The 22,513-nt window shown below is 64.4% G+C and carries 22 protein-coding genes; 3 read left to right on the top strand and 19 right to left on the bottom strand.

The genetic code is table 11. The features are described 5' to 3' along the window. The 14 genes from pstS to VN934_00150 all read right to left on the bottom strand — a co-directional run bounded on the left by pstS (position 1) and on the right by VN934_00150 (position 13,298). Positions 1–1,035, bottom strand: coding sequence for a phosphate ABC transporter substrate-binding protein PstS (gene pstS, locus VN934_00215; protein HXM17214.1), 1,035 nt, complete (start codon positions 1,033–1,035; stop codon positions 1–3). A gap of 112 nt (positions 1,036–1,147) precedes the next feature. Continuing rightward, positions 1,148–1,888 (bottom strand): phosphate signaling complex protein PhoU, encoded by a 741-nt coding sequence (phoU, locus tag VN934_00210; protein HXM17213.1) that lies wholly within the window; start codon positions 1,886–1,888, stop codon positions 1,148–1,150. Between the two features lie 130 nt (positions 1,889–2,018). Continuing rightward, a complete protein-coding gene (locus VN934_00205) occupies positions 2,019–3,137 on the bottom strand; it encodes an ATP-binding protein (protein HXM17212.1) in 1,119 nt (372 codons plus the stop codon). A gap of 20 nt (positions 3,138–3,157) precedes the next feature. Further along, the gene (locus VN934_00200; GenBank protein HXM17211.1) at positions 3,158–3,865 is read right to left on the bottom strand and encodes a response regulator transcription factor; all 708 of its coding nucleotides are present in this window, start codon (positions 3,863–3,865) and stop codon (positions 3,158–3,160) included. 71 nt (positions 3,866–3,936) lie between these two features. Then, complete coding sequence (locus VN934_00195; GenBank protein HXM17210.1) at positions 3,937–5,142, bottom strand: hypothetical protein; 1,206 nt, start codon at positions 5,140–5,142, stop codon at positions 3,937–3,939. Further along, entirely contained in the window at positions 5,139–6,317 is a 1,179-nt protein-coding gene (locus VN934_00190) for a hypothetical protein (protein ID HXM17209.1), read from the bottom strand. Before VN934_00190 ends, VN934_00195 begins: the two co-directional genes overlap by 4 nt. Then, complete coding sequence (locus VN934_00185) at positions 6,314–6,991, bottom strand: hypothetical protein (GenBank protein ID HXM17208.1); 678 nt, start codon at positions 6,989–6,991, stop codon at positions 6,314–6,316. Before VN934_00185 ends, VN934_00190 begins: the two co-directional genes overlap by 4 nt. Before the next feature lie 10 nt (positions 6,992–7,001). Further along, positions 7,002–9,653 carry an alanine--tRNA ligase gene (gene alaS, locus VN934_00180; GenBank protein ID HXM17207.1) on the bottom strand — a complete coding sequence of 884 codons (2,652 nt, stop codon included), beginning with the start codon at positions 9,651–9,653 and terminating at the stop codon, positions 7,002–7,004. Positions 9,654–9,702: 49 nt separating this feature from the next. Continuing rightward, positions 9,703–10,482: a SigB/SigF/SigG family RNA polymerase sigma factor gene (locus VN934_00175; protein ID HXM17206.1), complete on the bottom strand. Its 780-nt coding sequence runs from the start codon at positions 10,480–10,482 to the stop codon at positions 9,703–9,705. 6 nt (positions 10,483–10,488) lie between these two features. Further along, entirely contained in the window at positions 10,489–10,914 is a 426-nt protein-coding gene (locus tag VN934_00170; protein ID HXM17205.1) for an ATP-binding protein, read from the bottom strand. After that, positions 10,911–11,270 (bottom strand): STAS domain-containing protein, encoded by a 360-nt coding sequence (locus VN934_00165; protein HXM17204.1) that lies wholly within the window; start codon positions 11,268–11,270, stop codon positions 10,911–10,913. Before VN934_00165 ends, VN934_00170 begins: the two co-directional genes overlap by 4 nt. Next, on the bottom strand, positions 11,263–11,607 hold the full coding sequence (locus VN934_00160) for a YtxH domain-containing protein (GenBank protein ID HXM17203.1): 345 nt from the start codon (positions 11,605–11,607) through the stop codon (positions 11,263–11,265). Before VN934_00160 ends, VN934_00165 begins: the two co-directional genes overlap by 8 nt. 4 nt (positions 11,608–11,611) lie before the next feature. Beyond that, positions 11,612–12,061: a hypothetical protein gene (locus tag VN934_00155; protein ID HXM17202.1), complete on the bottom strand. Its 450-nt coding sequence runs from the start codon at positions 12,059–12,061 to the stop codon at positions 11,612–11,614. A gap of 67 nt (positions 12,062–12,128) precedes the next feature. Continuing rightward, on the bottom strand, positions 12,129–13,298 hold the full coding sequence (locus VN934_00150) for a cysteine desulfurase family protein (GenBank protein HXM17201.1): 1,170 nt from the start codon (positions 13,296–13,298) through the stop codon (positions 12,129–12,131). 73 nt (positions 13,299–13,371) lie between these two features. Here VN934_00150 and VN934_00145 point away from each other — a divergent pair, with 73 nt between their 5' ends. Both VN934_00145 and VN934_00140 read left to right on the top strand, forming a co-directional pair. Further along, positions 13,372–14,652, top strand: coding sequence for a replication-associated recombination protein A (locus VN934_00145; GenBank protein ID HXM17200.1), 1,281 nt, complete (start codon positions 13,372–13,374; stop codon positions 14,650–14,652). An 18-nt stretch (positions 14,653–14,670) separates the two neighbouring features. Continuing rightward, positions 14,671–15,087: a hypothetical protein gene (locus tag VN934_00140; protein ID HXM17199.1), complete on the top strand. Its 417-nt coding sequence runs from the start codon at positions 14,671–14,673 to the stop codon at positions 15,085–15,087. On the opposite strand, the gene lptC is transcribed toward VN934_00140, so the two are convergent. Together lptC and VN934_00130 are read right to left on the bottom strand one after the other, a co-directional pair. Further along, positions 15,065–16,807, bottom strand: a complete 1,743-nt coding sequence (gene lptC / locus VN934_00135; protein ID HXM17198.1) for an LPS export ABC transporter periplasmic protein LptC — start codon at positions 16,805–16,807, stop codon at positions 15,065–15,067. The two genes, VN934_00140 and lptC, sit on opposite strands and share 23 nt — an antisense overlap. Positions 16,808–16,850: 43 nt before the next feature. After that, complete coding sequence (locus tag VN934_00130; GenBank protein HXM17197.1) at positions 16,851–17,507, bottom strand: L-threonylcarbamoyladenylate synthase; 657 nt, start codon at positions 17,505–17,507, stop codon at positions 16,851–16,853. A gap of 47 nt (positions 17,508–17,554) precedes the next feature. Between VN934_00130 and VN934_00125 the strand changes: the two genes are divergently transcribed. Then, positions 17,555–17,740: a hypothetical protein gene (locus tag VN934_00125; protein HXM17196.1), complete on the top strand. Its 186-nt coding sequence runs from the start codon at positions 17,555–17,557 to the stop codon at positions 17,738–17,740. Between the two features lie 44 nt (positions 17,741–17,784). On the opposite strand, the gene VN934_00120 is transcribed toward VN934_00125, so the two are convergent. From VN934_00120 to murA, 3 genes are read right to left on the bottom strand one after another with little or no spacing between them, the layout of a single operon-like run. Next, complete coding sequence (locus tag VN934_00120) at positions 17,785–20,076, bottom strand: amylo-alpha-1,6-glucosidase (protein ID HXM17195.1); 2,292 nt, start codon at positions 20,074–20,076, stop codon at positions 17,785–17,787. Position 20,077: 1 nt separating this feature from the next. Beyond that, positions 20,078–21,055, bottom strand: coding sequence for a rod shape-determining protein (locus VN934_00115; protein ID HXM17194.1), 978 nt, complete (start codon positions 21,053–21,055; stop codon positions 20,078–20,080). 12 nt (positions 21,056–21,067) lie between these two features. Further along, on the bottom strand, positions 21,068–22,429 hold the full coding sequence (gene murA, locus VN934_00110) for a UDP-N-acetylglucosamine 1-carboxyvinyltransferase (GenBank protein ID HXM17193.1): 1,362 nt from the start codon (positions 22,427–22,429) through the stop codon (positions 21,068–21,070). Positions 22,430–22,513 lie beyond the last annotated feature (84 nt).

Raw genomic sequence — 22,513 nt, 5'->3', positions numbered from 1 at the left:
TTAGGTGTGGATGCTGGCGATCGCCTTGAGCGCTTCCTGCTGGACGTTATCGGGGAGGGCGACGTAGTGGACCTTCTTCGCATATTGTTGACCCGAGGTGACGAGCCACTTCAAGAGATCTTGAAGCTGCCGCCCCTTCGCCGGGTCCGCTTGGTTCTGCCAGACCATGATCCACGAGTAGCCCGATATCCCGTAGCTGTCCTTGCCCGCCATGTCGGTGACCGAGAAATCAACCGCATTGACGTTAGGCTTTTGCGCGGCAGCGGCTCTGATGGTGTCGACCGTCGGCAGGACGTAGGCGCCGTCTTTGTTCTGCAGCGCTACGTACGCCATGTCGTTTTGCAGCGCGTAGGCGAGTTCGATGTATCCGACAGCGCCCGGCGAGTTCTGGATCTGCCCGGCCACGCCTTCGTTGCCTTTGGCGCCGACGCCGGTCGGCCAGTTGACCGTCTTGCCCACGCCGACCTTCGTCTTCCATTCAGAGCTGATCTTCGCCATGTAGTCCGTGAAGTGGTAGCTGGTACCGCTCGCATCGGCGCGATGTACGACGAGGATCGCCAGGTTCGGGAACTTGACCCCAGGATTGACGGCGGCGATCGACGGGTCGTTCCAGTTCGCCACGTGACCGAGGAAGATGTCGGCGAGCGTTTTTTCGGTCAGCCTGATGTGTTTTGGAAGGCCCGGGGCATTATAGGCGATGGGTTCCCCACCGAGCGTATCCGGCAGTTGGATGACCTTGCCGTTGGCGTCCCAGGCGGCGGCGAGTTCCTTCGCGTTCATCGGAACGTCGGAAGCGCCGAAGTCGACGAGCTTGGCAGTGAGCTGAGCGATGCCGCCGCCCGAGCCGATGCTCGCGTAGTTGACCGTGATGCCGGGGTGGTCTTGGCTGTACGCATAGAACGCGCGTGAGAAAAACGGGGTCGGAAACGTCGCGCCCGCGCCGACGAATTGCATGTCGGCCAACGCGGCGACGGGGGCGAGAACGCTGACCGCCGCGACGGCGGCCAGGCTTCGCGTGAAAGTCTTGCGCTTCACTAGTGGGCTCCTCTTGTGGGATGGGCGTGGCGACGCGGCGACCTGAATCAACCGTAGCGCAGTGGGCTTACCCCAACGTTAAGACGGCCTTAAGAACGGGTTAAGGAGATTTCTACGAGGCGGCGGTTTCGCTCTCGGCCTTGCCGGCCTGCAGGATGGCGTCGCTGCGGGCGATCGCCTCGTTGATCTCGACCACGGAGCGCTTGAGGTTCTTCGGAACCCCCTCGACCATATATACGACGCGCTCACAGACGTTGGTCGCGTGGTCTGCGATGCGCTCGAGATACAGGGCGACCAAAATGAGATTGCTGCCGACGTTGATGGCCTTGGGATCCTTGGCCATGAACCCGATCAGCTCTTTGAAGACGTTGCGGTAGAGCCGGTCGACCTCGTCATCTTTCTCAGGCACTTTGTGCGCGATGCTGGCGTCATGATTGGCGAACGCGTCAAGCGATTCGCGCAGCATCTCGCGCGCTTTGCTCGCCATGCGCGGGATGTCGATGAACGGTTTGAGTTGCGGCTCGTTCGCAAGGTTCTTCGTGATCCTGGCGATGTCGCAGGCGTGATCGCCGATGCGCTCGAGATCGATGATGATGTCGAGCATGGCCGCGATCGTGCGCAGATCGGAGGCCATGGGCTGCTGCAGCGCCAGCAGATTCAGGCAATTCGTCTCGATGCGGACGTTGAGGTCGTCGATGATGTCATCGGCCTCTATGATCTCTTCGGCCAGCTTGACGTCGGAACGCGTCAACGCATCGACGGCTCGGGCGATGGCCTCTTCGACGAGGCTGCCCAGACGCAGCACGTCTTGCTGCGTCTCATCGAGGATCCTATGAAAACTTTCGCGACCCAATGAAAAAGGTACCTCTCTTCTTCCGAGCTCCGCTCGGAACGCTACATACTCCGAGGCTGGCTCACAACGCTACAATTATAGGCCTGTGCGGCCCGTTTGTAAACCATTCTGGGCAACGCCTTACGACCGGTTAAGATTTCCTGAAGCGGCAGCGGAAGGTCGTGCCGACTCCGAGCTCGCTCTCCGCTGTGACGGAGCCCCCATGTTGCTCCATGATGTGTTTCACGATCGCAAGGCCGAGACCCGTGCCCGCGGAGACGCGCGAGCGCGAGCGCTCGACGACGTAGAACCGCTCGAAGATGTGCGGCAGGGCCGCGGACGGGATACCGGGCCCATTGTCTTCGACGGTGAGCTCCGCGTATTGAGGCTCGCCGTGGATCGCCACCTCGATCTTGCCGCCGCTGGGCACGATGCGCAACGCGTTGTCGAGCAGGTTGACGACGACTTGGACGAGTTTGTCTCGGTCGCCCGAAACGATGACGGGATTCGGCGGCGCGATCAGGCGCAGGTCGACGTTGAGAGCAAGAGCTCGCGGCGCTTGCATGTCGACGACTTCGCGGCACAGCTCGGCCAAGTCCACCGCCTCGAAAGGCCGCTCGATCGCGCCGCTTTCTATTTTGGCGAGTCGCAGCAGATCCTCGACCAGCGCGATCATGCGATCCGTCTCGCGCGCGATGTTCGCGAGAAATTCCTTCTGCACACCCGCGTTGACCCCGGCCTGCAGCGTTTCGACGATGATCTTCACCGAGGTCAGCGGAGTGCGCAGCTCGTGCGAGACATTGGACACGAAATCTCGGCGGATCGCTTCCAGTTCGCGGACACGGGTGATGTCGGTGATGACCGCGACCGCCTCGCGCGGTCCGTTCGGGCTGCGCAGCGGGCGCGTCGTCACCTCCATCCGACGTTCCACGCCTGCCACGTACTCGAGTTCCGCGGTCTGTTCCGTCCCGTCGCGCAAAGCTGCCGTCAAACGGCGATCGAGTTCGAAGCTGCGCACGCTCTCGATGAGCGAGCGCGCGAGCGCGCGCTCGCGGGCGACGCCGAAAATCTCAGCGGCAGCCTGATTGAAGACCCGCACTTGCCCCTTGGCGCCGACCACGATGACGCCCACCGGAAGCGCCTCCACCAGCGCGTCGAAGCGATCGGCGAGCGCGTTCGCAAGTAACTCGGCTTCGGAGGCGGGAGGGTTCACCGGCGAAGCCGTTTGTTCGGCTCGGCTCCGGCGAAACGGATCAAAGAGGAATGACATGATCTCGGTAAGAGCGGCGCCTACTCCCTGAAGAGATAACCGCGACTGCGCACGGTTTGGATGTGCTTCGGGGAGCTCGGGTCGTCCTCTATTTTTTCGCGCAGCCAGCGGATGTGCACGTTGACGGTCTGCAGATCACCGTAGAAATCAAATCCCCAGACGCGATCGAGCATCGCTTGCCGGGTCACGACGCGGCCCTTGTTCTCGAGCAGCACTTGAAGCAGGCGGAACTCTTTGGGAGCGAGTTCGACCGCTTGCCCGCGTTTGGTCACGCGGTGACGGCCGGCGTCGAGCTCGACCTCGCCGCCGCGCAGCACTGCGGTCTCCGAAGGCTGCTGCGTCGCTTGCATCCGGCGCAGATGCGCCTTGATGCGCGCCAACAGCTCGTAGATCGAAAACGGCTTGGTGATGTAGTCGTCCGCGCCGATCTCGAGCGCGAGCACCTTGTCGATCTCTTGATCTTTGGCGGTGAGCATGAGCACGGGCGCGCTCGAGCGTTTGCGGATCTCGCGGCAGACCTCGATGCCGTCAAGCTCCGGCAGCATGATGTCCAAGACGATCAGGTCCGGCTTCTCCAATTCAGCAACGCTCAACGCCTTCCGCCCGTCACCGGCGGTGCACACAGCATAGCCGTTTTTTTCGAGATTGAAGCGCAGCGTCTGGAGTATCGTCGCCTCGTCGTCGACGACGAGGATCTTGGCCGATGGCGCGGCCCGCTGGTCGGTCATCTACTCGCACGCGTTCGCTGAACCAGGCGCACGCCCCCTCTGTTCGCTCGTGCTTAACACAATCTTAAGCCTTAGCCGCAGGGGACCGGCGTGAACGGATGGATCATGCCGAACAGATTGGCAGCCAGCGAGTATGCCAACAGCACGAGCGAGAGGAGCAGCGGCACGCGCTCGACGCCGCGGGCGAGCAGCACCATCAAGAACGGCGTGAAGTCCAGGCTGTGACGCATGCCGAATTGCTCGCAGCCGTTCAAGTAATAGAGGAGCGAGGGCACCGCGACCAGCAACGCCGCGGCCCACATCACGATCGATTCGATCTTTCGCACCGGCGCGGCCAGCGCCAGGAAGAGCAAAGGGCTCGTGAAGGTGAGCGCGACGCCCTGGCCGGTCAGTTGGAAATACGGGGCTTGATCGATGAGCTGCGGGGGCAGCATGAAAAAGCTGTAGAGATTCTTCGCGAGGAACTGCAGCGCGAACGGACTGCCGGTCGGCGACCCGGTGTACGTGCACGACGTGCAGTACTGCTTGCCGCCGCCGCCCACCGCATCCATGTGGTAGAACAGAGTGTAGCCGACGTCCATCACCGAGCCGTAGCGCAGATAATTGTAGCCCAGCGACGCCGCCACGAACGGGACGAAACCGTAGGCGAATGAGGCGAGGTCGCGCCAGCGGCGCTCCGCCGGCGCGGACAACCACAGCCACACGAGCAGCGGCGGCACCGCAAGCACCATCGGGAAACGCGAGTAGACGGCGCATGCGAGCAGAATCCCGAGAAGCCACGGCCTGCGCCGGCCGTACCATTCGGCGAGCGCCAGCATCGCGAACATGACGGCGACCACATGCGCGTACATCCAAACGGCGCCGTTCGCCGCGCACCACCACAACACGGTTCCCAAGGCGAAGAACAGCGTCAGGCGACCGCGCCAGAACGCGCTCACTCCCATCCGCCCGAACGTCACGTCGGCCGCGGCCACCGCGATGGCGCCGCACAGCACGCTGACGATCGTCTGATTCGCGTTCGCGCCGTAGACGGCGACGAGCGGCAGCAGCAGCACGGCCGGGATCGGCACATTGATGATGTACCAGTGCCCGTTATACGGCAGCGCATCGATCCACGATTCCGGTTTGGCGATCCACACGTGCCCGTGCAGCCAGGCATCGGCGAGCAGCACGAAATTGTTGTACGCGGTGTGATCGTTGCGCGATAGCAGGAAATATCCCAGGAACGCCGCCGCGAAGACGATGGCGCTGCGCGTTGAGAACGCCGGCTCTTTCACCGGCGCGGCACCACCGTGAAACCGTGAAACGCCCACGAGTACCACAGACCCCAGGCATTGACGGCGATCGACAGCACGATCAGGGAGTACGCGAAGACGGAGGGCCGATGTTCGAGGCCTCGCGCGACCAGGGGCAGCAGAAACGGCAGGAAATCCAGGCTGTGGCGCATGCCGAATTGTTCGGCGCCGTTCACGTAGTAAAGCAGTGAGGGTAGCCACGTGAGCAGCACGGCGACCCACAACCAGATGGCTTCGCGGTTGCGTAGCGGCGCGAAGAAGGCCAAAGCCATGCCTGGACTCGTGAAAGTCAGCGCGACGCCGATCCCGGTGGGGACGAACCACGGGAAATGTTGCGCGTACGCCGGCGCCAGCAAGAAGAAGCTATACAGATTCAGCGGCAGGTACTGCACGCCGAACGGACTCCCGGTCGGATGTCCGGCTGGGTCTAAATGGTACCAATTCGTGTAGCCGATGTCGAACGCGGTGTGCCAGCGCAGTTCGTTGTAGACCACATAGAGCGCGAAGAGCGGCAGCGCACCGGCTACGGCTCCCGCCAGCACGCGCAAGCGCTCGCGCGACGGCGTCTCCTGGAGCAGCCATGCCAGGAACGGCAGGGCCGCGATCGCCATGGGGAAACGGCACAGCGCCATGCACGATAACAGCAGCCCGAGCAGCCATGCTCTGCGTTTTCCGTACCACTCGACCAGGCCGAACATCGCGAACATCACGCCCGCGACGTGCGCGAACATCCACACCGCGCCGAATGCGGTGCACCACCACAGGCCGGTGCCGAACGCGAAGAACGCCAACACCCAGACATGCACGGATTGCGAGACGCCCAGCCTTCCGAGCATCACGTACGCCGCGGCGACCGCGGCCGCGCCGCAAAACACGCACACGAGCGCCTGGTTTGCGCCGAGTCCGAATATGGCGACCAGCGGCAACACGAGAAGCGCGGGCAGCGGCGCTTCGATGATGTAGAGATGACCTTGGTAGCGCAGTGCATCGATGCCGGGCCCGGCGTAGTTCACCCAAACGCGGCCGTGCAGCCACGCGTCCGCGAGACGCACGTAGTTGTTGTAGAGCGTGTCCGCCCCGCCCGACGACGCCAGATATGCGGCAAGCGCGAAAACAAAAACCGCCGCGACGTAGATCAGCCCGGTCCAGCGGTTCACGGGTTGAATATCTCTTGGGGCATCAGGGCTGGGAAACTGTAGTTGCTGAACTTGAGCGTTTCGCGATATTGCGTCGGCTCAGGCGTCCCCGTCAACGCAGCGGCTTGAAGCGAGCCGCATCCGACGGCCACGCTCACCGGCAGCCAGTACGACCCGAATGCGCCGAAATCGATGGACCCATGACCGCTGCAGGTCGGGCCCCTCACCGCAAAGCGCGCGCGCACGGGCAGACCGCTCTCGACCGCGAGATACAGCGCTTCGATCGAGAAGCTCGCCGGCGCGCGCCGCTTTGCGATGTATGCGTAAACGGATTTCCCCGACACGAGGCCCCTGCCGTTGGGGGTGAGATCGTACTCGCCGGGCATGGCGGCGAACTTGTCGGCGTCGTACGGCCACGGCCGGGCATGATAGGTGTGCGTTATCGGCGGAGCGACCTTTGAGCCGTTGACCGAAATCGTCTCGTTGCGCTCGTCGCCTGATTGATCGCGGTATACGCGATGGATCTCGGTGATGATGCGATGCGGACCGCTGCGCGTTTGCACGTATTCGAAAACCACGTTCTGGGGCTTTCGCAGGTTCGACATCGCGGCCTGATAGCTCGCGAGCGCGAGCGCCGGCGTCAGGGGCGCTGCCGCGGCAAGTGCCGGTAAGAGCATCAGCACCAGCAGGACCATAAGGTCCCGCTTAGGTCTTCCCACGGGACTTTCTGATCGCGTCCGGCAGTGCGGCTAGCGCGGCATCCAGACCCGCCGGATTCTTGCCCGCGCCTTGCGCGATCGCCGGTGAACCGCCACCCTTGCCGTCGACGAAGCCGATGATGGCCGCGAGCAGGACCTTAGCCGAGACGCCTTTTTTCACGAGGTCGGGGCTGACCGTGACGATCAGCGAGGCGTTGCTGTCGGCGGCGCCGCCTACGGCGAGCACGCCGCTTGGCCAGCTGGCCCGGATCGAGTCTGCGAGTTCGCGCGGACCCACGCCGTCATCGCCGCTTGAGCGAACCGTGAGGTAGGCGATGCCGTCCGCTTCCTTTGCGTCTGCGATATGTTCTGCGGCTTTTCCGGCCGCCAACCGCGTGCTCAGCGCAGCAAGTCTGTGTTCCAAGTCGCGCTGGCGCTGCGTCAAGCGGGCGACGGCATCGGGAAGTTGCTCCGGTGTTGTCGACAACGTCGAGCCCACCTCCTCGATCGTCTCTCGCAGCTTGCTATCGTAGCGGTCAGCCGCTTCGGACACGAGGCCCTCGACGCGCCGGATGCCGGCACCGATGGCCGATTCCGCGAGCAGGACGAAATGCCCGATCTCCCCAGTGGAGCCGACGTGCGTGCCCCCGCACAGCTCCACGCTGGGTCCGAATTGCACGACGCGCACCATGTCGCCGTAGTGCTCGCCCTTCATATATATCGCGCCGCGCGCGATCGCCTCGGCGAACGGCAGAGTCGTCTCGTTGATGTGGAAGTCGCGTCGGATCAGGTCGTTGACGCGCGACGCCACATCAGCGCGCTGCTGCTTCGAGAGCGCGCCGACGGGCGAGTCGAAATCGAAGCGCGTGCGATCCGGAAACACCGCGCTGCCCCGCTGCGCGACCGCGTCGCCCACTGCGTCCTTCAAGGCGCGCTGGAGCAAGTGCGTGACCGTGTGATGCCTTCGGATCTCGCGGCGCCAGTGCGGATCGACGATCGCGTCGACCTCGTCGCCGACCGACAGTTCGCCCGCCGTGACGCGGCCCTTGTGCAAGACGTGCGCATGGGATTTGTCGCGGTACTGGGCGTCGTGCACGTCGAAACTGGCGCCCGTCCGCGCGATGACGCCGCGATCGCCCATCTGGCCGCCGCGTTCGGCGTAGAATGGCGTGCGCGCGAGCACGACCACGCCTTCCTGGCCGCTTTCCAAGCGCGCGATCGGCTCGCCCCGTTTGTCGAGCAGCGCCGCGATCGGCGATTTCGCTTCGAGACTCTCGTAGCCGACGAAGCTCGTCGTCTCAGACAGATCAGCCTGGTCTCCCTTCACGTTCAAGTCGGCGCGCTTGGTCCGCGCGTCCTGGCGGGCACGCTCGCGCTGCGCTTCCATGGCGGCACGGTAACCTGCCATGTCGATCTTGATGCCGCTTTCGGCAGCGATCTCGCGCGTGAGGTCCACCGGAAAGCCGAACGTGTCGTACAATTCGAACGCGTCGGCGCCCGGCAGTTCGCCGGCCTTCTTCTTCTTGAGCTCCTCGAGCCGCTCGAGCAGGCGCGCGGAGCCGCGCGCCAGCGTCGCGCCGAATTGATGCTCTTCGGCCTGCAGCACGCGCATGATGCGCTCGTCCTCGGCGCGCAATTCCGGGTACCCATCGACCAAGCTGCTGATGACGGCGGGCACCAGCGCGGACAGAAATCCGTCCGCGAAGCCGAGCAGCCTGCCGCTTCGTATCGCGCGGCGCGTGAGGAAGCGCAGGACGTAGCCCCGCTCCGTGTTGCTCGGCGCGACGCCGTCCGCGACCAGGAACGTCGCAGCCCGGGCGTGGTCAGCGATGATGCGCCGATGCACGTCTTGTTCGGCAGCGGGTGCGCGACGCTCCGAAATCGGCGGCAGGGCTGCGATGATGCCCTGATAGAGATCCGTATCGAAGATGGAGGTCTTGCCGGCCAGGATCATGCACAGGCGCTCGAAGCCCATGCCGGTGTCGATGCACTTCTTGGGCAGCGGATGCAGCGCGCCGGCGGTGTCGCGATCGTACTGCTGGAAGACCAGGTTCCAGAATTCGACGTGACGATCGCAATGCTCGCATCCCGGACCGCACGTCGGCTTGCCACAACCGGCCTCGGGTCCTAGGTCGTAGAATATCTCGGAGCACGGTCCGCACGGACCGGTCGGCCCCATATCCCAAAAATTGTCTTCGCGGAAGCGTTTGATGCGCTCGTTCGGAAGTCCGATGTCGCGATGCCAGATCTCCGCGGCCTCATCGTCATCCACGTACACCGTGGCGTGAATCCGTTCGGCCGGCAGCCTCAGTGTTTCGGTCAAGTACTCCCACGCCCACGCGATCGCTTCACGCTTATAGTAATCGCCGAACGAGAAGTTGCCGAGCATCTCGAGGAACGTGCCGTGCCGCCCGCTGCGTCCTACGTTTTCGATGTCGTTCTTGCCGCCGGCGACGCGCAGGCAGCGCTGCACGGTGACGACGCGGGGCGCGGGCGGGGAGACGTCGCCCAGGAAGGCGGGCACGAATTGTTCCATCCCGGCGATCGTGAACAACGTCGTCGACATCTCATCGGGGATGAGCGTCGCGCCGGGCGCATGCTTGTGGTCCTTGCGTTCGAAAAAGTCGACGAAGGACCGCCGTATGTCCTGGGATTTCATGTCGCTACGGTGGGGATTTCAGCGTCGGGGCGGCTACTCTTCTAGGCCTTCAGGCGTCTTGCAGCCAGCGCTTCATCTTCTCGAGCGCGCGCTGCTGCAGCCGCGACACATGCATCTGCGAGACGTTCAGCCGCGCAGCGATCTCCGATTGCGACACGTTCTCGAAGTATCGAAGATAGAGGATGATGCGTTCGCGCCGGTCGAGCACGGTGAAGGCCCGCTCGAGCAGCGCCTTGTCTTCCAGCATCGCCAACTCGGGATCTTCGGCGCCCAGATAGTCCAGCAGGGTGGCCGATTTCTTGTCACCCTCGCTCGCCAGCTCCGAATCGAGCGACAGCAGGTTGTAGACCTGCCCCAGTTCCTGCGCCTCGATGATCTCTTCATCGGTGGCGCCCAACGCCGTCGCGAGATCATTCACCGTCGGCGATCGTCCGAGCGATGTGGAAAGCGAGTCGAGCTTCCGGTTCACCGCCAGGTTCAATTCCTGCAGCCGGCGCGGCACTTTCACCGCCCAGCCTTTATCGCGGAAGTAGCGTTTGATCTCGCCGATGACGGTCGGCGTCGCGTAGGTGGTGAACTCGACGCCGCGACCGGTATCGAAGCGATCGATCGCCTTGATGAGGCCCAACGTCCCTACTTGGATCAGATCCTCGAGCGCCTCGCCGCGGTTGGCGAATCGAGAGGCGAGGTAGCGCACCAGGTTGAGGTGGAGCACGACGAGCTCGTCGCGCGGGGCGGACTGGCGACTCTTCGTGTACTCGGCGAACAGCGCGCGTACGCGTTCCCGGTCAAAGCGCTGGTCGTAACCCGTGCGCGAGGTTGCGTCCATCGCTCCTTATTTCCGCAGGTGTTTGACCATGGTGAGCCTCGTGCCGGCCGCGGGATCAACCGCGTAGCTCACCTCATCCATCAAGCTGCGGATGAGAAAAACGCCGAGCCCGCCGACCTTCGGCTCTTCGACCGCGGCGGCTGCCGGCCGCCCGTCGAATCCTTTGCCGTGGTCCTCGACCGTGATGGTCAAACGGTCAGGCAGCACCTCGCACAGGATGCGAACATCATCGCTTTCTGCCGCGTGCTGGATGCAATTCGTGTATGCCTCGGCGACCGCCAGCTTGAGGTCCTCGACTTCTTCGATCGTGAAATTCAGTCGGCTCGCGATGCCTGCGATCGCAAGCCGCGCGACTCGTACCCACTCCGCTTTGCTCGGCATCCGGAGCTCGATGACGCTCGGCGATTCGCCTTGGATTTCGGGTGAGATCATGACGCCTCGGTGGCGGCTGCCTCGGAATCGTAGATGCCGAAGATCTTCACCAATCCCGTGATGTCGAATATCTTCTTGATCTGCGGATTGGTGCAGACCAGGTTCACCGTTCCGCTGTGCTCGCGCACGCGCTTGAGCCCGCCGATGAGCACGCCGAGGCCGGTCGAGTCGATATACCGGACGTTCTCGAGGTTGATCACGAGCGCGTAGTGACCCTGGTCGATGAGCTCGGTGATGGTCTCCTTGACCTTCGGCGACGTGTACACGTCGATCTCGCCGTTGAGATCGACGACGCGCACGTCGTCTTTGCCCGGCACCGAGCGGACGTTGACGGCGATGTCCACGTGATTAGCCATTCTTCAGATCGTCGATTTTCGACTTGGCGGCGTTCTTGCCGGTCTGCAGCGCGTCGTTCACGCGCGTGCGCGCCGTTTCGTACGTGTCGCGGGTCTTTTTGGCCAGATCATCGGCTTGTTTGCGTAGATCCTCGGCCAGATCGTTGGCGAGATCCTTGAGGTCGGACGCCATATCGAGAGCCTTGCCCTTCGCTTCCTGCGCCTTCCCCATGATCAAATCACGAGTTTCCTGACCGCTCTGCGGCGTCAGCACGATTGCGAGAATCGCGCCGGCGAACGCGCCGAGCACCAACCCGGAAAGAAAGCCGATGCCGGAGCTTGTGCGATCGTTATCCATTGTCCTATTCTCCTGAATCCGTCCGTGAAGCGCCCGGCGATTTCGTTGGGCCGGGCTTGCTCGTCGGTCCGTTTTTCTGTCGCGAGCTGAAAAATGCCCGCGCACCTTCGCTTACCCCGGCCAGAACCCCGACGAAGCGGACGACCGCGGGCGTGATGGTTTGTTGCGCGGCGTCGGCGGTCTTCGCGACGACGCCGACGGTTTTTTCTGCGACCTCGGTGATCTTGTTCACGCGTCCGACCATCGTGTCCACGTTGGCCGCGATGCCGCTGACATGCCCGAGGGCTTGCGTCAGCTGCGGTTCGAGTTTGTCCAGCTTCTCCTCGGCTTTGCCGAGCGCTTCGTCGGCACGACCGAGCACCGCTGCGAAGCGGACCAACGCGAAAGCAAGCGCTCCCGCGATGATGAGGCTGGCTAGCCCGATGGCAAGCCACATGAAGTCTTGTGAGGTCACGACGTCGGTTCAGGCCTCCGAGGGCTTGACTGATTCTTGGAGGGGCGGCTACCTGCCTGCCCCACGGCTAACCGGCGACGGTGAGGACCGGAGAGAGCGCACGCAACTTACTTATGATACCCGGCAGGACGTCGAGTAAACGGTCGATGTCTTGGGGTTGTGTTTGGCGACCGAGCGAAAAGCGAAGCGCGCCCCGCGCCGCCGGACCCGAGGTGCCGATCGCGGTCAACACGTGCGAGGGGTCAAGCGACCCGGACGTGCACGCGCTTCCGGTCGAAGCTTCGAAACCCGCGACGTCGAGACCCAGTACCAGCGTGTGGGCTTCGATGCGATCGAAGCGAAGATTCGCGTTGTTCGGAAGGCGCCGCTCGCGGGATCCGTTGAGAGCCGCGCCGGGAATGCTCTTGAGCACTCCGTCGATGAGCCGATCGCGCAGCGCCTCGATGCGCGGCCGCTCGCTCGCGAGCTCTTGAACCGCGAGGTCAAGCGCGACCGCAAGGCCGGCGATGCCGGCGACATTTTCGGTGCCCGCGCGCATGCCGCTCTCTTGGCCGCCGCCATAGACACGCGGCGTGACGCGCATGCCCTCGCGCACGTAAAGAGCGCCGACGCCTTTCGGCCCCTCGAATTTGTGCGCGCTGAGCGAAAGCGCATCGACGCCGAGCGCACGGACGTCCAATTCGATATGGCCCACGCTTTGAACGGCATCGGTATGGAAAAACGCTCCGCGCGCGTGCGCCAGCTTCGCGAGCGCGTTCACGTCTTGAATGGTACCGATCTCATTGTTGGCGTGCATGATGCTGACGAGCGTTGGTGGAGACGTGCCCTCATCGAGCGCTTGCTCCAGCGTTCCCACCTCGACAAACCCATCGCGATTCACCGGCAACACGCTGACGATCACGCCTCGCTCGCGCAACGCATCCGCCGCGTGCAGCACGGCATGGTGCTCGATCGCGCTCGTGATGAGACGCTGAACCCCATGCGCTTCGACGATGCCGAAAAGCGCCAAGCAAACCGCTTCGGAGCCGCCGCCGGTGAACACGATCTCTTTGGGGGCGGCGCCTAGCGCGCGAGCGGTTTTTAGGCGCGCTTGATCGAGAGCGTTGCGCGCGCGCTGTCCGCTCGCGTGCGCGCTCGAGGGGTTGGCGAAATCGCCGCGCAGCAACGGCAGCATCGACTCGAGCGCTTCCGGGCGCACGGCGGTAGTGGCTGCGTTGTCCAGATAAACCGTCTTCAAGCTTAGTCTCCGGGTCGCTTGACCACGCTTCGCCGCGGGGTCTGGAGCGCCTGCGCGCGAAGCCCTGCTGACGATGTCCGATGAACCTGCGCTGTTTCCGATCGACGCGCCGTTCGGCGAGCGCGATGAGCCGCTCCCGCCGGGCGCGCCGCTCGCCGCGCGCATGCGCCCGCGTACGCTCGAAGAATTCGTCGGCCAAGAGCACATCGTAGGGCAAGGCACGGCGTTGCGCGCAGCCGTCGCGCAAGGAAAGATCCCCTCGATGATCCTGTGGGGACCGCCCGGCAGCGGCAAGACGACGCTCGCGCGCGTGATCGCCGCGGCGGTGCGCTCCCGTTTCGTCGGTTTGTCCGCGGTCACCGCAGGCGTCGCCGATCTGCGGCGCATCGTGGCCGATGCGAAGCGTGCGCGCTCGGCCGGCCGCGGGCAGACCATCGCGTTCATCGACGAGATCCACCGCTTCAACAAAGCGCAGCAGGACGCGGTGCTGCCGCACGTCGAGCGGGGCGACATCACGCTCATCGGCGCCACGACGGAGAATCCGTCGTTCGAGGTCATCAACGCGCTACTGTCGCGCAGCCGCGTGTTCGTCTTGAAAGCGCTGACGGATCAAGAGATCGGCACGATCGTGGATCGCGCGATCGCCGATCCAGTCCGTGGGCTGGCCGGCCTAGTCACGCTCGATCCCGACGCGCGCGCGCGTTTGATCGCGTTGGCGGACGGCGATGCGCGCTCGGGCTTGAACGCGTTGGAGCTCGCCGTCGAGATCGCCGCCGGTCGCGGCGCCACGCTGCTGAACGCCCACGACGTCGAAGAGGCCATGCAGCGCCGCGCGCTGCGCTACGATCGGGCGGGCGACGAGCATTACGATCTCATCTCGGCGTTCATCAAGTCGGTTCGCGGCAGCGACCCGCACGCAGCCGTGTATTGGCTCGCGCGGATGCTCGAGGCGGGCGAGGACCCGATGTTCCTCGCTCGCCGCATCGTGATTCTCGCCGCCGAAGACGTCGGCTTAGCGGATCCGCAGGCCTTGCAGGTCGCGACTGGAGCGCACTACGCCACGCACGCGATCGGCATGCCTGAGGCGATGCTGCCGCTGGTCGAGGCGACGCTCTATCTCGCGCTCGCGCCCAAGAGCAACTCGGGCCTTCGCGCGTACGCCAAGGCGGTCGAGGCTATCGAAGAAACGGGCACGTTGCCCGTGCCGCTGCACCTTCGCAATGCCGCCACGAATCTCATGAAGAAGCTCGGCTACGGCAAAGATTACAAATACGCGCATGATTTCGAAGGCGCCGTCGTCGAACAGCAGCATCTGCCCGATGCATTGAAAGACCGGACTATTTTCGAACCATAACCATCCGAGGAGGACGTCATGCGTTTACTTGCCGCTTTGGTTCTATGCGCGCTCTTGCCGGCCGCTGCGTTGGCAGCCGCCAAAAGCTTCGTCCCCTATCCTCATTCCAAACCCGATGTGGCCTCGGCCAAACAGGCGGAGAAGCTGGCGCCGGGTACGCACGTAGGGGTCTGGACGAGCACCGATTCGTTCGAACAGGTCGTCGCCTTCTACAAGGCGCGCTACTCGGCGTACAAAATGCCCGGAACCGGCGCGGTCGGAGCGCAGCGCGTCAAGATGGCGTTCTTCATGCTCGACGGCGCTGCCGACATCTCAAAGTCGCGATCCTGGATGAAAGTGCAAAGGCCGTTCGTCGGCAACTTCTCGTTTCACAACGGGGCCCCGCAGCCGCAAGATGTGCGCGACCTCACCGCTATCGAGAGGGTGACGAAGTAGCGGCTGCCGTCGGCGACGGCGCGGGCGTCGCAGACGATGCCGGCGTGGCGCCCTTCTTTCCCTTGGGCGCCGGAGTGGGCGTGGGCGTCGGCGTTGCGCGCTGCACCGGGAACGTGACGGTCACGCCTCCGACCGCTTTGAAGTTGTCGGTCTGGGTGTCGTAGACAAGTTCCGGCGCATCGAATTTTCTGTTGGGCGGCTGTTCGGCATGTGCTCCGCCCGTGACGTGGACCAGATGCGTATTGTCATCGAGCGTGATGATCTGCCCGCTGAGCGTGCGTTGGCCCTGCGTCAGCTTCGGGCTTCCGGTGGCCGTATAGATCTTGGCCGCGGCGTCGATGCGAAAGCGCTCGCACTCGAGCGCGGTCGCCTGCCTCGAGCTGTCAGCCTGGCCGAATCCGCCGCTGCGCTGGAGTTTGACATGGCCCTCCAGGGTGTAGACGTTCTTGGCGGCGTTGCCGAAAGCGCGGTCCGCGCGAAACGTGTCGGTCTTCGAGTGCCCGGTGATTTCGGTCGGCACCACGAAATCGCCTGAATCGGTGTGATAGCTCACCTGGGAGGTGTCGGCGACGCGATCAGGCGCCTGCGCGGCGTGGACTCCACCGGTCAGGGTCGCCACGTGGCTGACGTCATTGAGCGTCATCCTCGGCGCGCCGATAGTTCGATCGGTTTGGATCAGTTTGACGTTGCCGGTCGCGAGGTAGAGCTTCTTGCGCTGCGCGACGTGCAGGCGATCGGCCGTCAACGTCACGGGCTTTGAGGCCGAGGCCTTCTTGGCCGTCGCGCGCGTACGCGTCACCTTGACGTGACCGACGAGATCGAACTCCTGGGTTCGCGTGTTGCCGCTGACCGAATCGGCGCGAAAGGCGCCTTGGTCGACTTCACCGCGCACTTCGCCCGGAGCCTTGATGTCGCCACTGTCGGTATTGTACGTGACGTTCTCGGTCTCAAGCGTTCGCGCACCGGTCGTGGTGGCGCCGGGCGCCGGCTTTCCCTCTTGGGTGACGCGCACGTGCCCGATGGCGCTGAATCGTTTGACGGCCGATTCCATGCGCACTTGGTCGGCTTGTACCGTGAGCGGCTGCGTCTCCTCGCCGGGCTTGCCGCCGCCGCTGGTATGCGCGACCACGTTCCCGATGAGCGTCAGCTCGTCGCGCGAGAGATTCCCGAGCGCGCGGTCAGCGCGGAAGTCGGCATCTGATGACGAGCCGCGCAGCGGACCCGGGATGATGATGTCGCCGGTGTCGTCATGATACACGATCGTGTCGGTGTCGACCGTGTTTCCCGGCGGCTGAGACACGTGCACTCCGCCGCTCAAGGTGACGAGGTGAGAGGCGTCGTCCATGGTGATGCGCGCGGCGCTCATCGAGCGAGCGCCCTCGACCGCTAGAACGTTTCCCGACGCGCTGTAGCGGCGCAGGTTCTCATCGATTTCCGCCGTATCGCTCGTCAGGACGACGGGTTGGGATCCAAAACCCGCGCCGTGCCGGTGCGCGACGACGTGACCCACCAACGTTATCTGCTTGCGCTCGCGATTCCCGAAGGCGCGGTCGGCGCTGAAGTCGCCGTCGCTGCTGTGGCCTTTGAGTCCGCCGGTGATGGTGAAATCGCCGCTCTTGAGGTTGAGGTTCGCGCTGCTGAACTCCACCGTGAAACGGCCGATGCGAACGCTGCCGATATCGGCGACCGCAGGCGCCGCAACGACCGTCAGCGCGAGCAACACTGCGGAAGCGAACCGGTAGTGGATCTTTTTGAAAATCAGTCTACGTCACCAACGAAACGCCCTCGCAGCCTGCGAGGGCGCGTGAAATCTGCGCTTCTTCAAGTGCTCCGTGGCGGAGCACCCGGACGGCATTGCTCGTGCAATCGAGGACGGTGCTTTCTCGGCCGCCGCGAGTCGGACCTGTGATGATCGCGAGGTCGGCGTCGGGCAGCATGCTCTCATCTTCACTCTTTCCTGTAAACGCTGCTTTCCCCGAAAAGTTCGCGGACGTCGCAGCAAGCGGACCGGTCGCACGCAAAATGCTCGCGCATGCGGCGTCGTCAGGGCAGCGCAGCGAAAGCGTCGCTCCATCGCATGCAGCGGCTGCGGCACGACCGGGCGCTCGCTCGACGACGATCGCCAGCGGACCGGGCCACAGCGTGTGCATGAGCCTCTCAGCGGCCACGGTCAGCACGCGCGCGAACAATCGCGCCTCGTCCGGCTCGGCGACATGTACGGCAAGCGGCTTATGCGCCGCTCTGCGCTTGGCGGAGAAAATCGCGGCGACCGCTTGGAAGTCGTCGGGATCGCAACCGATGCCGTACACGGTATCGGTGGGAAAAATGAGAATGCCGCCGCCGGCCACGCACGCCGCCGCGTCGCGAAGCGCGCCCGCATCGGGCAGGCCGTTTACGCGCAGTGTGCGCCGAGCGGGCATTTCATCCGGTGAAGGCCGCTTGTGCGGTCGCGGCCAATCGAGTGAGCATGGGTCGCATCCGAGAGCAACTCTTCTACGCCGGTCTCGCTCTTATCTTTGCGGCCACCTCTGCCGCGCTCATACCGCTGGCCATCGGCCGCGAGCTCCACAGCCGCGCACGCACCCGCGTGCAAAACGCGCGCTATCGCCTGCTCAAGGTCAGCGCGCACATCGTCAAGCTGATCAGGGGCTGACTTCCGGGGCTCCGGAGCTAAAGCTCCGGCACTACACCAAGGATTTATTTTCTTTTTTTGCGGAGTTCGAGCATGCGCGCGTCCCCGGCGCGCAGCACGACTTCATGCCGTTCGACCTCGCCCGTAAGCGGCGGTTTGACGGTCACGCGGTACGTGCCGGGCTCGTCGGTCCCGATGAAGACGAGCGTCCGCTCCGCGTTGCGAAGCGCCAGCGTGAACGGCGCATCGCTTTCCACGTGCTCGCTGACGTCCTGGTCCAAGACGACGCATTTGCTGCGCGATGCCACCGGCCGCGTCGTGTACAACACGCGCCGGTAATAAAAACAGGACATCGTCTCGCCGCGCACCGTCACGTTGCGCACGCCGGCCCATTTCCAGTCGGAGGGCAGATGGGGATTGATGCGCAGTCCGTCGACGGTCGGCTCGAAGCCCAGCAGTCCTTCGAAGGTGAGCCACACGTACGTCGGCGGCATCCACGGACTCATCGCCATGCCGCGGCTCTTGTATGACTCGCCCGACAGCCGTTCGGGGAACAGCCCCGGCACGACGTTCTGATACGCGCGCGGGTTCTCGACTTCGCTGATCTTCCAGATGTTGCGCATGCCCGCGGTGAGTTTGCGCGGCGAATATGTCTTTGAGCTGTACGCCACCCAGGCGGTCAGATTTGGCCATACGCCGCCCATGAGCTGCAGACCGTAGTCGGGATCGTACTCTTCCTGGCCGCGCGCCACCGTGCGCACGCCGAACGGGGTCCAAAAGTTCGAGGTGTAGAGCAGGTCCAAAATCGCTCGCTTGCGCGTCTGGTCGGCGACGCCGAAAATCACCGGAAAGATCTGATCGCCCGTGAGGTCGTGGTGCGGCACGCCTTCGGGGTCGATGTTGAGGAGGTAAAAGCCGTGTTTGTCGCTGATCAGCCGGCGGTTGATCTCATCGCGAAGGCGCTCGGAGGCGAGCAGGTACCTCTCCGCGCGCGCGCCGTCGCCCGCGTCCTGTGCGAGCCGAGCGGCGAGCCGCAGCGCGTACGAGCACTCGCAGTTGATCTCCGTCACCGTGCCGCTGATCTGGCTTTGCGGGATGATATTGCGCCAGCCCGCGATGCCCCACACGTTGGCTTCCTGCGAATGCGAATAGACGAGCCCGTCCACGATCTGCGCGAGGATCCAATCGCACGCCCCGCGCACCATCGGCCAGTAGCGCGCCAGCACGTCCTGATCGCCCGTGACCGCATAGTGGTGATACACCGCGCCGACCATGAGCGGCGTGTCATCATTGATGTTGAGATCGTAATCGGCGCTGACCGGCGGATCGGCGCACGCGAGGATATATTCGGTGATCTTGCCGCCGTCTTCGATGCCGTGCTCGGCCACCAGATCCATCATTCCGCGCGTGAATTGCGGCGTGACATAGTCGGATCCCATCGCGTACCACGCCGCATCGCGCACCACCACGATGTCTTGTGAGGGATCATTGGTGAATCCCCAGCCGGCGGGAAAGCGGTGCTGCACGCGCACGGTGTTGATCTTCGCCCAATCAAACGCGCGATTGATCAGCGGATCCGGCGTCTTGACGTCCGCGGTGCGCGCCAGGTCGCGGTAGAACGCTTCGGTCTGCGCGAGCGCGACGTCAGCGCGCGGCGCTTTGCGGTTCGACGCGAGCGCCGCGCGATCGCCTTTGTCGCTGATCACCATCGTCACGGACACGCGCGCGCTCGCGCGCGGCGGCACGTGCGCGCGGAAGGTACGCGAGAACCCACGATCGCCCGCATAGGTTGCGACGACTTCGGCGTCGGCTCCGAACACGCGCACTTCGTGCTCGCGGCCGATGGTCGTCGACACGATGACGTGGTTCTGCTCGCGGTTCTCCATGCGCTTGGCCCGCTGCACCTCGTCGGGCACCTTGTACATGCCCGGCCACACGAACGCCGGGTAGTGCACGTCGCACATGATGGCCGCGTCATACGGCTCGTTGGTCGGATTCTCGACCTCGACGACTTGGTAGACCACTTGCAAGTGCTCGCCGAGCATGGGCAAAAAGGTGCGCTTGCGAACGGACAGCGCGCCGCAGCTATATGCCGTCTCTTGGAAGGCGGGGCGGAAGGTCGTCTCGATGGCCCGCGACCGTTCACCGCCGACGTAGACGTGCGTGACCCAGCGCCCGCAATACTCCTGATCGTCGAGCGCGCTCCACAACCCCGCCACGTCGCTTTGCGGGGTCAGTTTGAGAAACGTTTCGGGGTTGCCGAGGCTCGTGCCGTTGAGAAGTCTGTCGATAGGGTAACGGTAGCCAGGCTCGCCGTCGTCCGCGGCGTAGACCGGCTCCGCCGCGAGGGATCTCACGTCAGAGACGCACCCGCAGACCGGTGCCGATCGCGACGCACGAGAGCGGATCGTCCGCGACGATCACGGGGATGCCGGTCACCTCGCTGAGCAGCGCGTCCAGGCCGCGCAGCAGTGCGCCGCCGCCCGTCAGCACGAGCCCGCGATCGATGATGTCGGCGCCCAATTCGGGAGGCGTCTTCTCCAGCACGGCCTTCACGGCGTCGACGATCTGCCCGAGCGGCTCGGACATGGCCTCGCGCACCTCTTCGGACGTGATCGTGACCGTCTTCGGCAGACCGTTGATGAGATCGCGACCGCGGATGTCCATCGTCAGCTCTTGATCGAGCCGGTACGCGGAGCCCACTTGCAATTTGATATCTTCAGCCGTGCGTTCGCCGATCATGAGGTTGTAGACGCGCCGGATGTGCCGCGTGATCGCTTCGTCGAGCTTGTTGCCGGCCACGCGGATCGATTGCGCGGCCACGATGCCGCCGAGCGAGATCACTGCGACATCCGTGGTGCCGCCGCCGATATCGACCACCATGTTGCCGTTTGGACCGTCGATCGGCAAGCCGGCGCCCAGCGCTGCCGCCATCGGTTCTTCGATGATGTCCACGCTCCTCGCGCCCGCCAGTTTGGCGGCGTCGCGCACGGCGCGCTCCTCGACCGAAGTGATCTCGGCGGGCACGCAGATCGTGACCGACGGCTTCGGCCGGAGGAACGAGAAGAAACCGTTGTCACGCGTGACCTTCTTGATGAAATAGTTGAGCATCGCTTCGGTGACTTCGAAGTCGGCGATGACGCCGTCGCGCAACGGGCGAATGGCTTGGATGGAGCTCGGCGTCTTGCCGAGCATCAAGCGGGCTTCCTCGCCGACGGCGAGCGTCTTACCGCTACGCGTGTCGCGCGCGACCACCGACGGCTCGCGCAGCACGATGCCCTTGCCGCGCACGTACACGAGAACGTTGGCCGTCCCTAGATCGATCCCGATTTCCAAATTCTGATGCCTTTACGAACGCGCCCGGAAGGGCGTGACCACGCGCGGTAGTTTTTCGGTGATAGTGATATCGGCTTTCGGCATGATGGGCGCGACTCCGCTGCGCCGCGCCGCAGACGCGCCCAGCGACGCAAGGCGCTCCTCGAAGAACTCATAGCCCCGGTCGATGAACTCGAGCCCGCCGATCTCGCTCGTCCCCTCCGCCGCCAGAGCCGCGAGCGCCAGGGCCCCGCCTGCTCGGATGTCCGGCGCCTCGACCACGGCATCCTTGAGTTTGTCGACGCCTCGGACCACCGCGCTGCGCCCCGACACCTTGATATCCGCTCCCATGCGCGCGAGTTCGCTCACGTACACGAAGCGCGCATCGAAGATCGTCTCCTCCACCAGCGAGGTGCCGACCGCAAGACTTAAATATGCGACGAACGGGGCCTGCAAATCGGTCGGAAAACCCGGGTATGGGGCGGTCATCACATCGACCGGAGCCCACTTCGGCTGCCCTTGGACCCGCACGCTGACGCCTTCGGGCGTGATGCGGCAGCCGGTCGCTTCGAGCTTGTCGGTCAGTCCGGCCAGCATGACCGGGTCGATGCCGCGCACGGTGACGTCGCCGCCGGTGATCGCCCCGGCCATCAGATAGGTGCCGGCTACGATGCGGTCTGGGATCACGGTGTGCTCGGCGCCATGCAGCCGGCGCACGCCCTCGACCTGGATGGTGGACGTTCCCTGACCGCGCACGCGCGCACCCATGAGGTTGAGGAAGTCGGCGAGATCGACGACCTCGGGCTCTTGGGCCGCGTTTTCGATCGTCGTCGTGCCGCGAGCTTTGCTCGCCGCGAGCATGATGTTCTTCGTCGCGCCGACGCTGGATTTCGCCAGCGCGATGTTCGCGCCGCTGAGTTGCTCGGCGACCGCGACGATGGAGCCGTGCTCGAGATTGATGGCCGCGCCGAGCGCTTCGAAACCCTTCAAGTGCAGATCGACGGTGCGGGGACCGAGAATGCAGCCGCCGGGCTGCGGCACTTCGGCGCGCCCGAAACGCGCGAGCAGCGCGCCGGTGATGTCGAACGATGCGTTGAGCCGGCTCACCAGCGCGTACGGCGCCGCGTGCGAGTTGACCGATGACGTGTCGATGACGAGCGTGCCGCCCGGTTGTTCGCGTACGCGCGCGCCGAGACTTTCGAGGATGGCGGCCATGACGTCCACGTCGGTGATGCGCGGCACGTGATGCAGCACGACCTCGCCTTCGGCGAGGACGGAAGCGGCCATGATCGGCAGCGCAGCGTTCTTCGCGCCGGGCGCGTCGAGAACGCCCTCGAGACGTCTGCCGCCTTCGATGATCAGCCTGGTGTGCAGGCCCTCAAAAGGATCTAACATCTACCCCTATTATCGGCTCCGCGCGGCCAATGTAGTGTTCCGAGCGAGCGTAGCGAGCTCGGACGTTCTTCCACTCAGACGAGT

This window comes from Candidatus Tumulicola sp., from assembly GCA_035601835.1.
GTDB lineage: Bacteria > Vulcanimicrobiota > Vulcanimicrobiia > Eremiobacterales > Eremiobacteraceae > DATNNM01.
The sequence above is the reverse complement of the archived record's forward strand: the minus strand, read 5'-3'. Positions and strand labels throughout refer to the sequence as shown.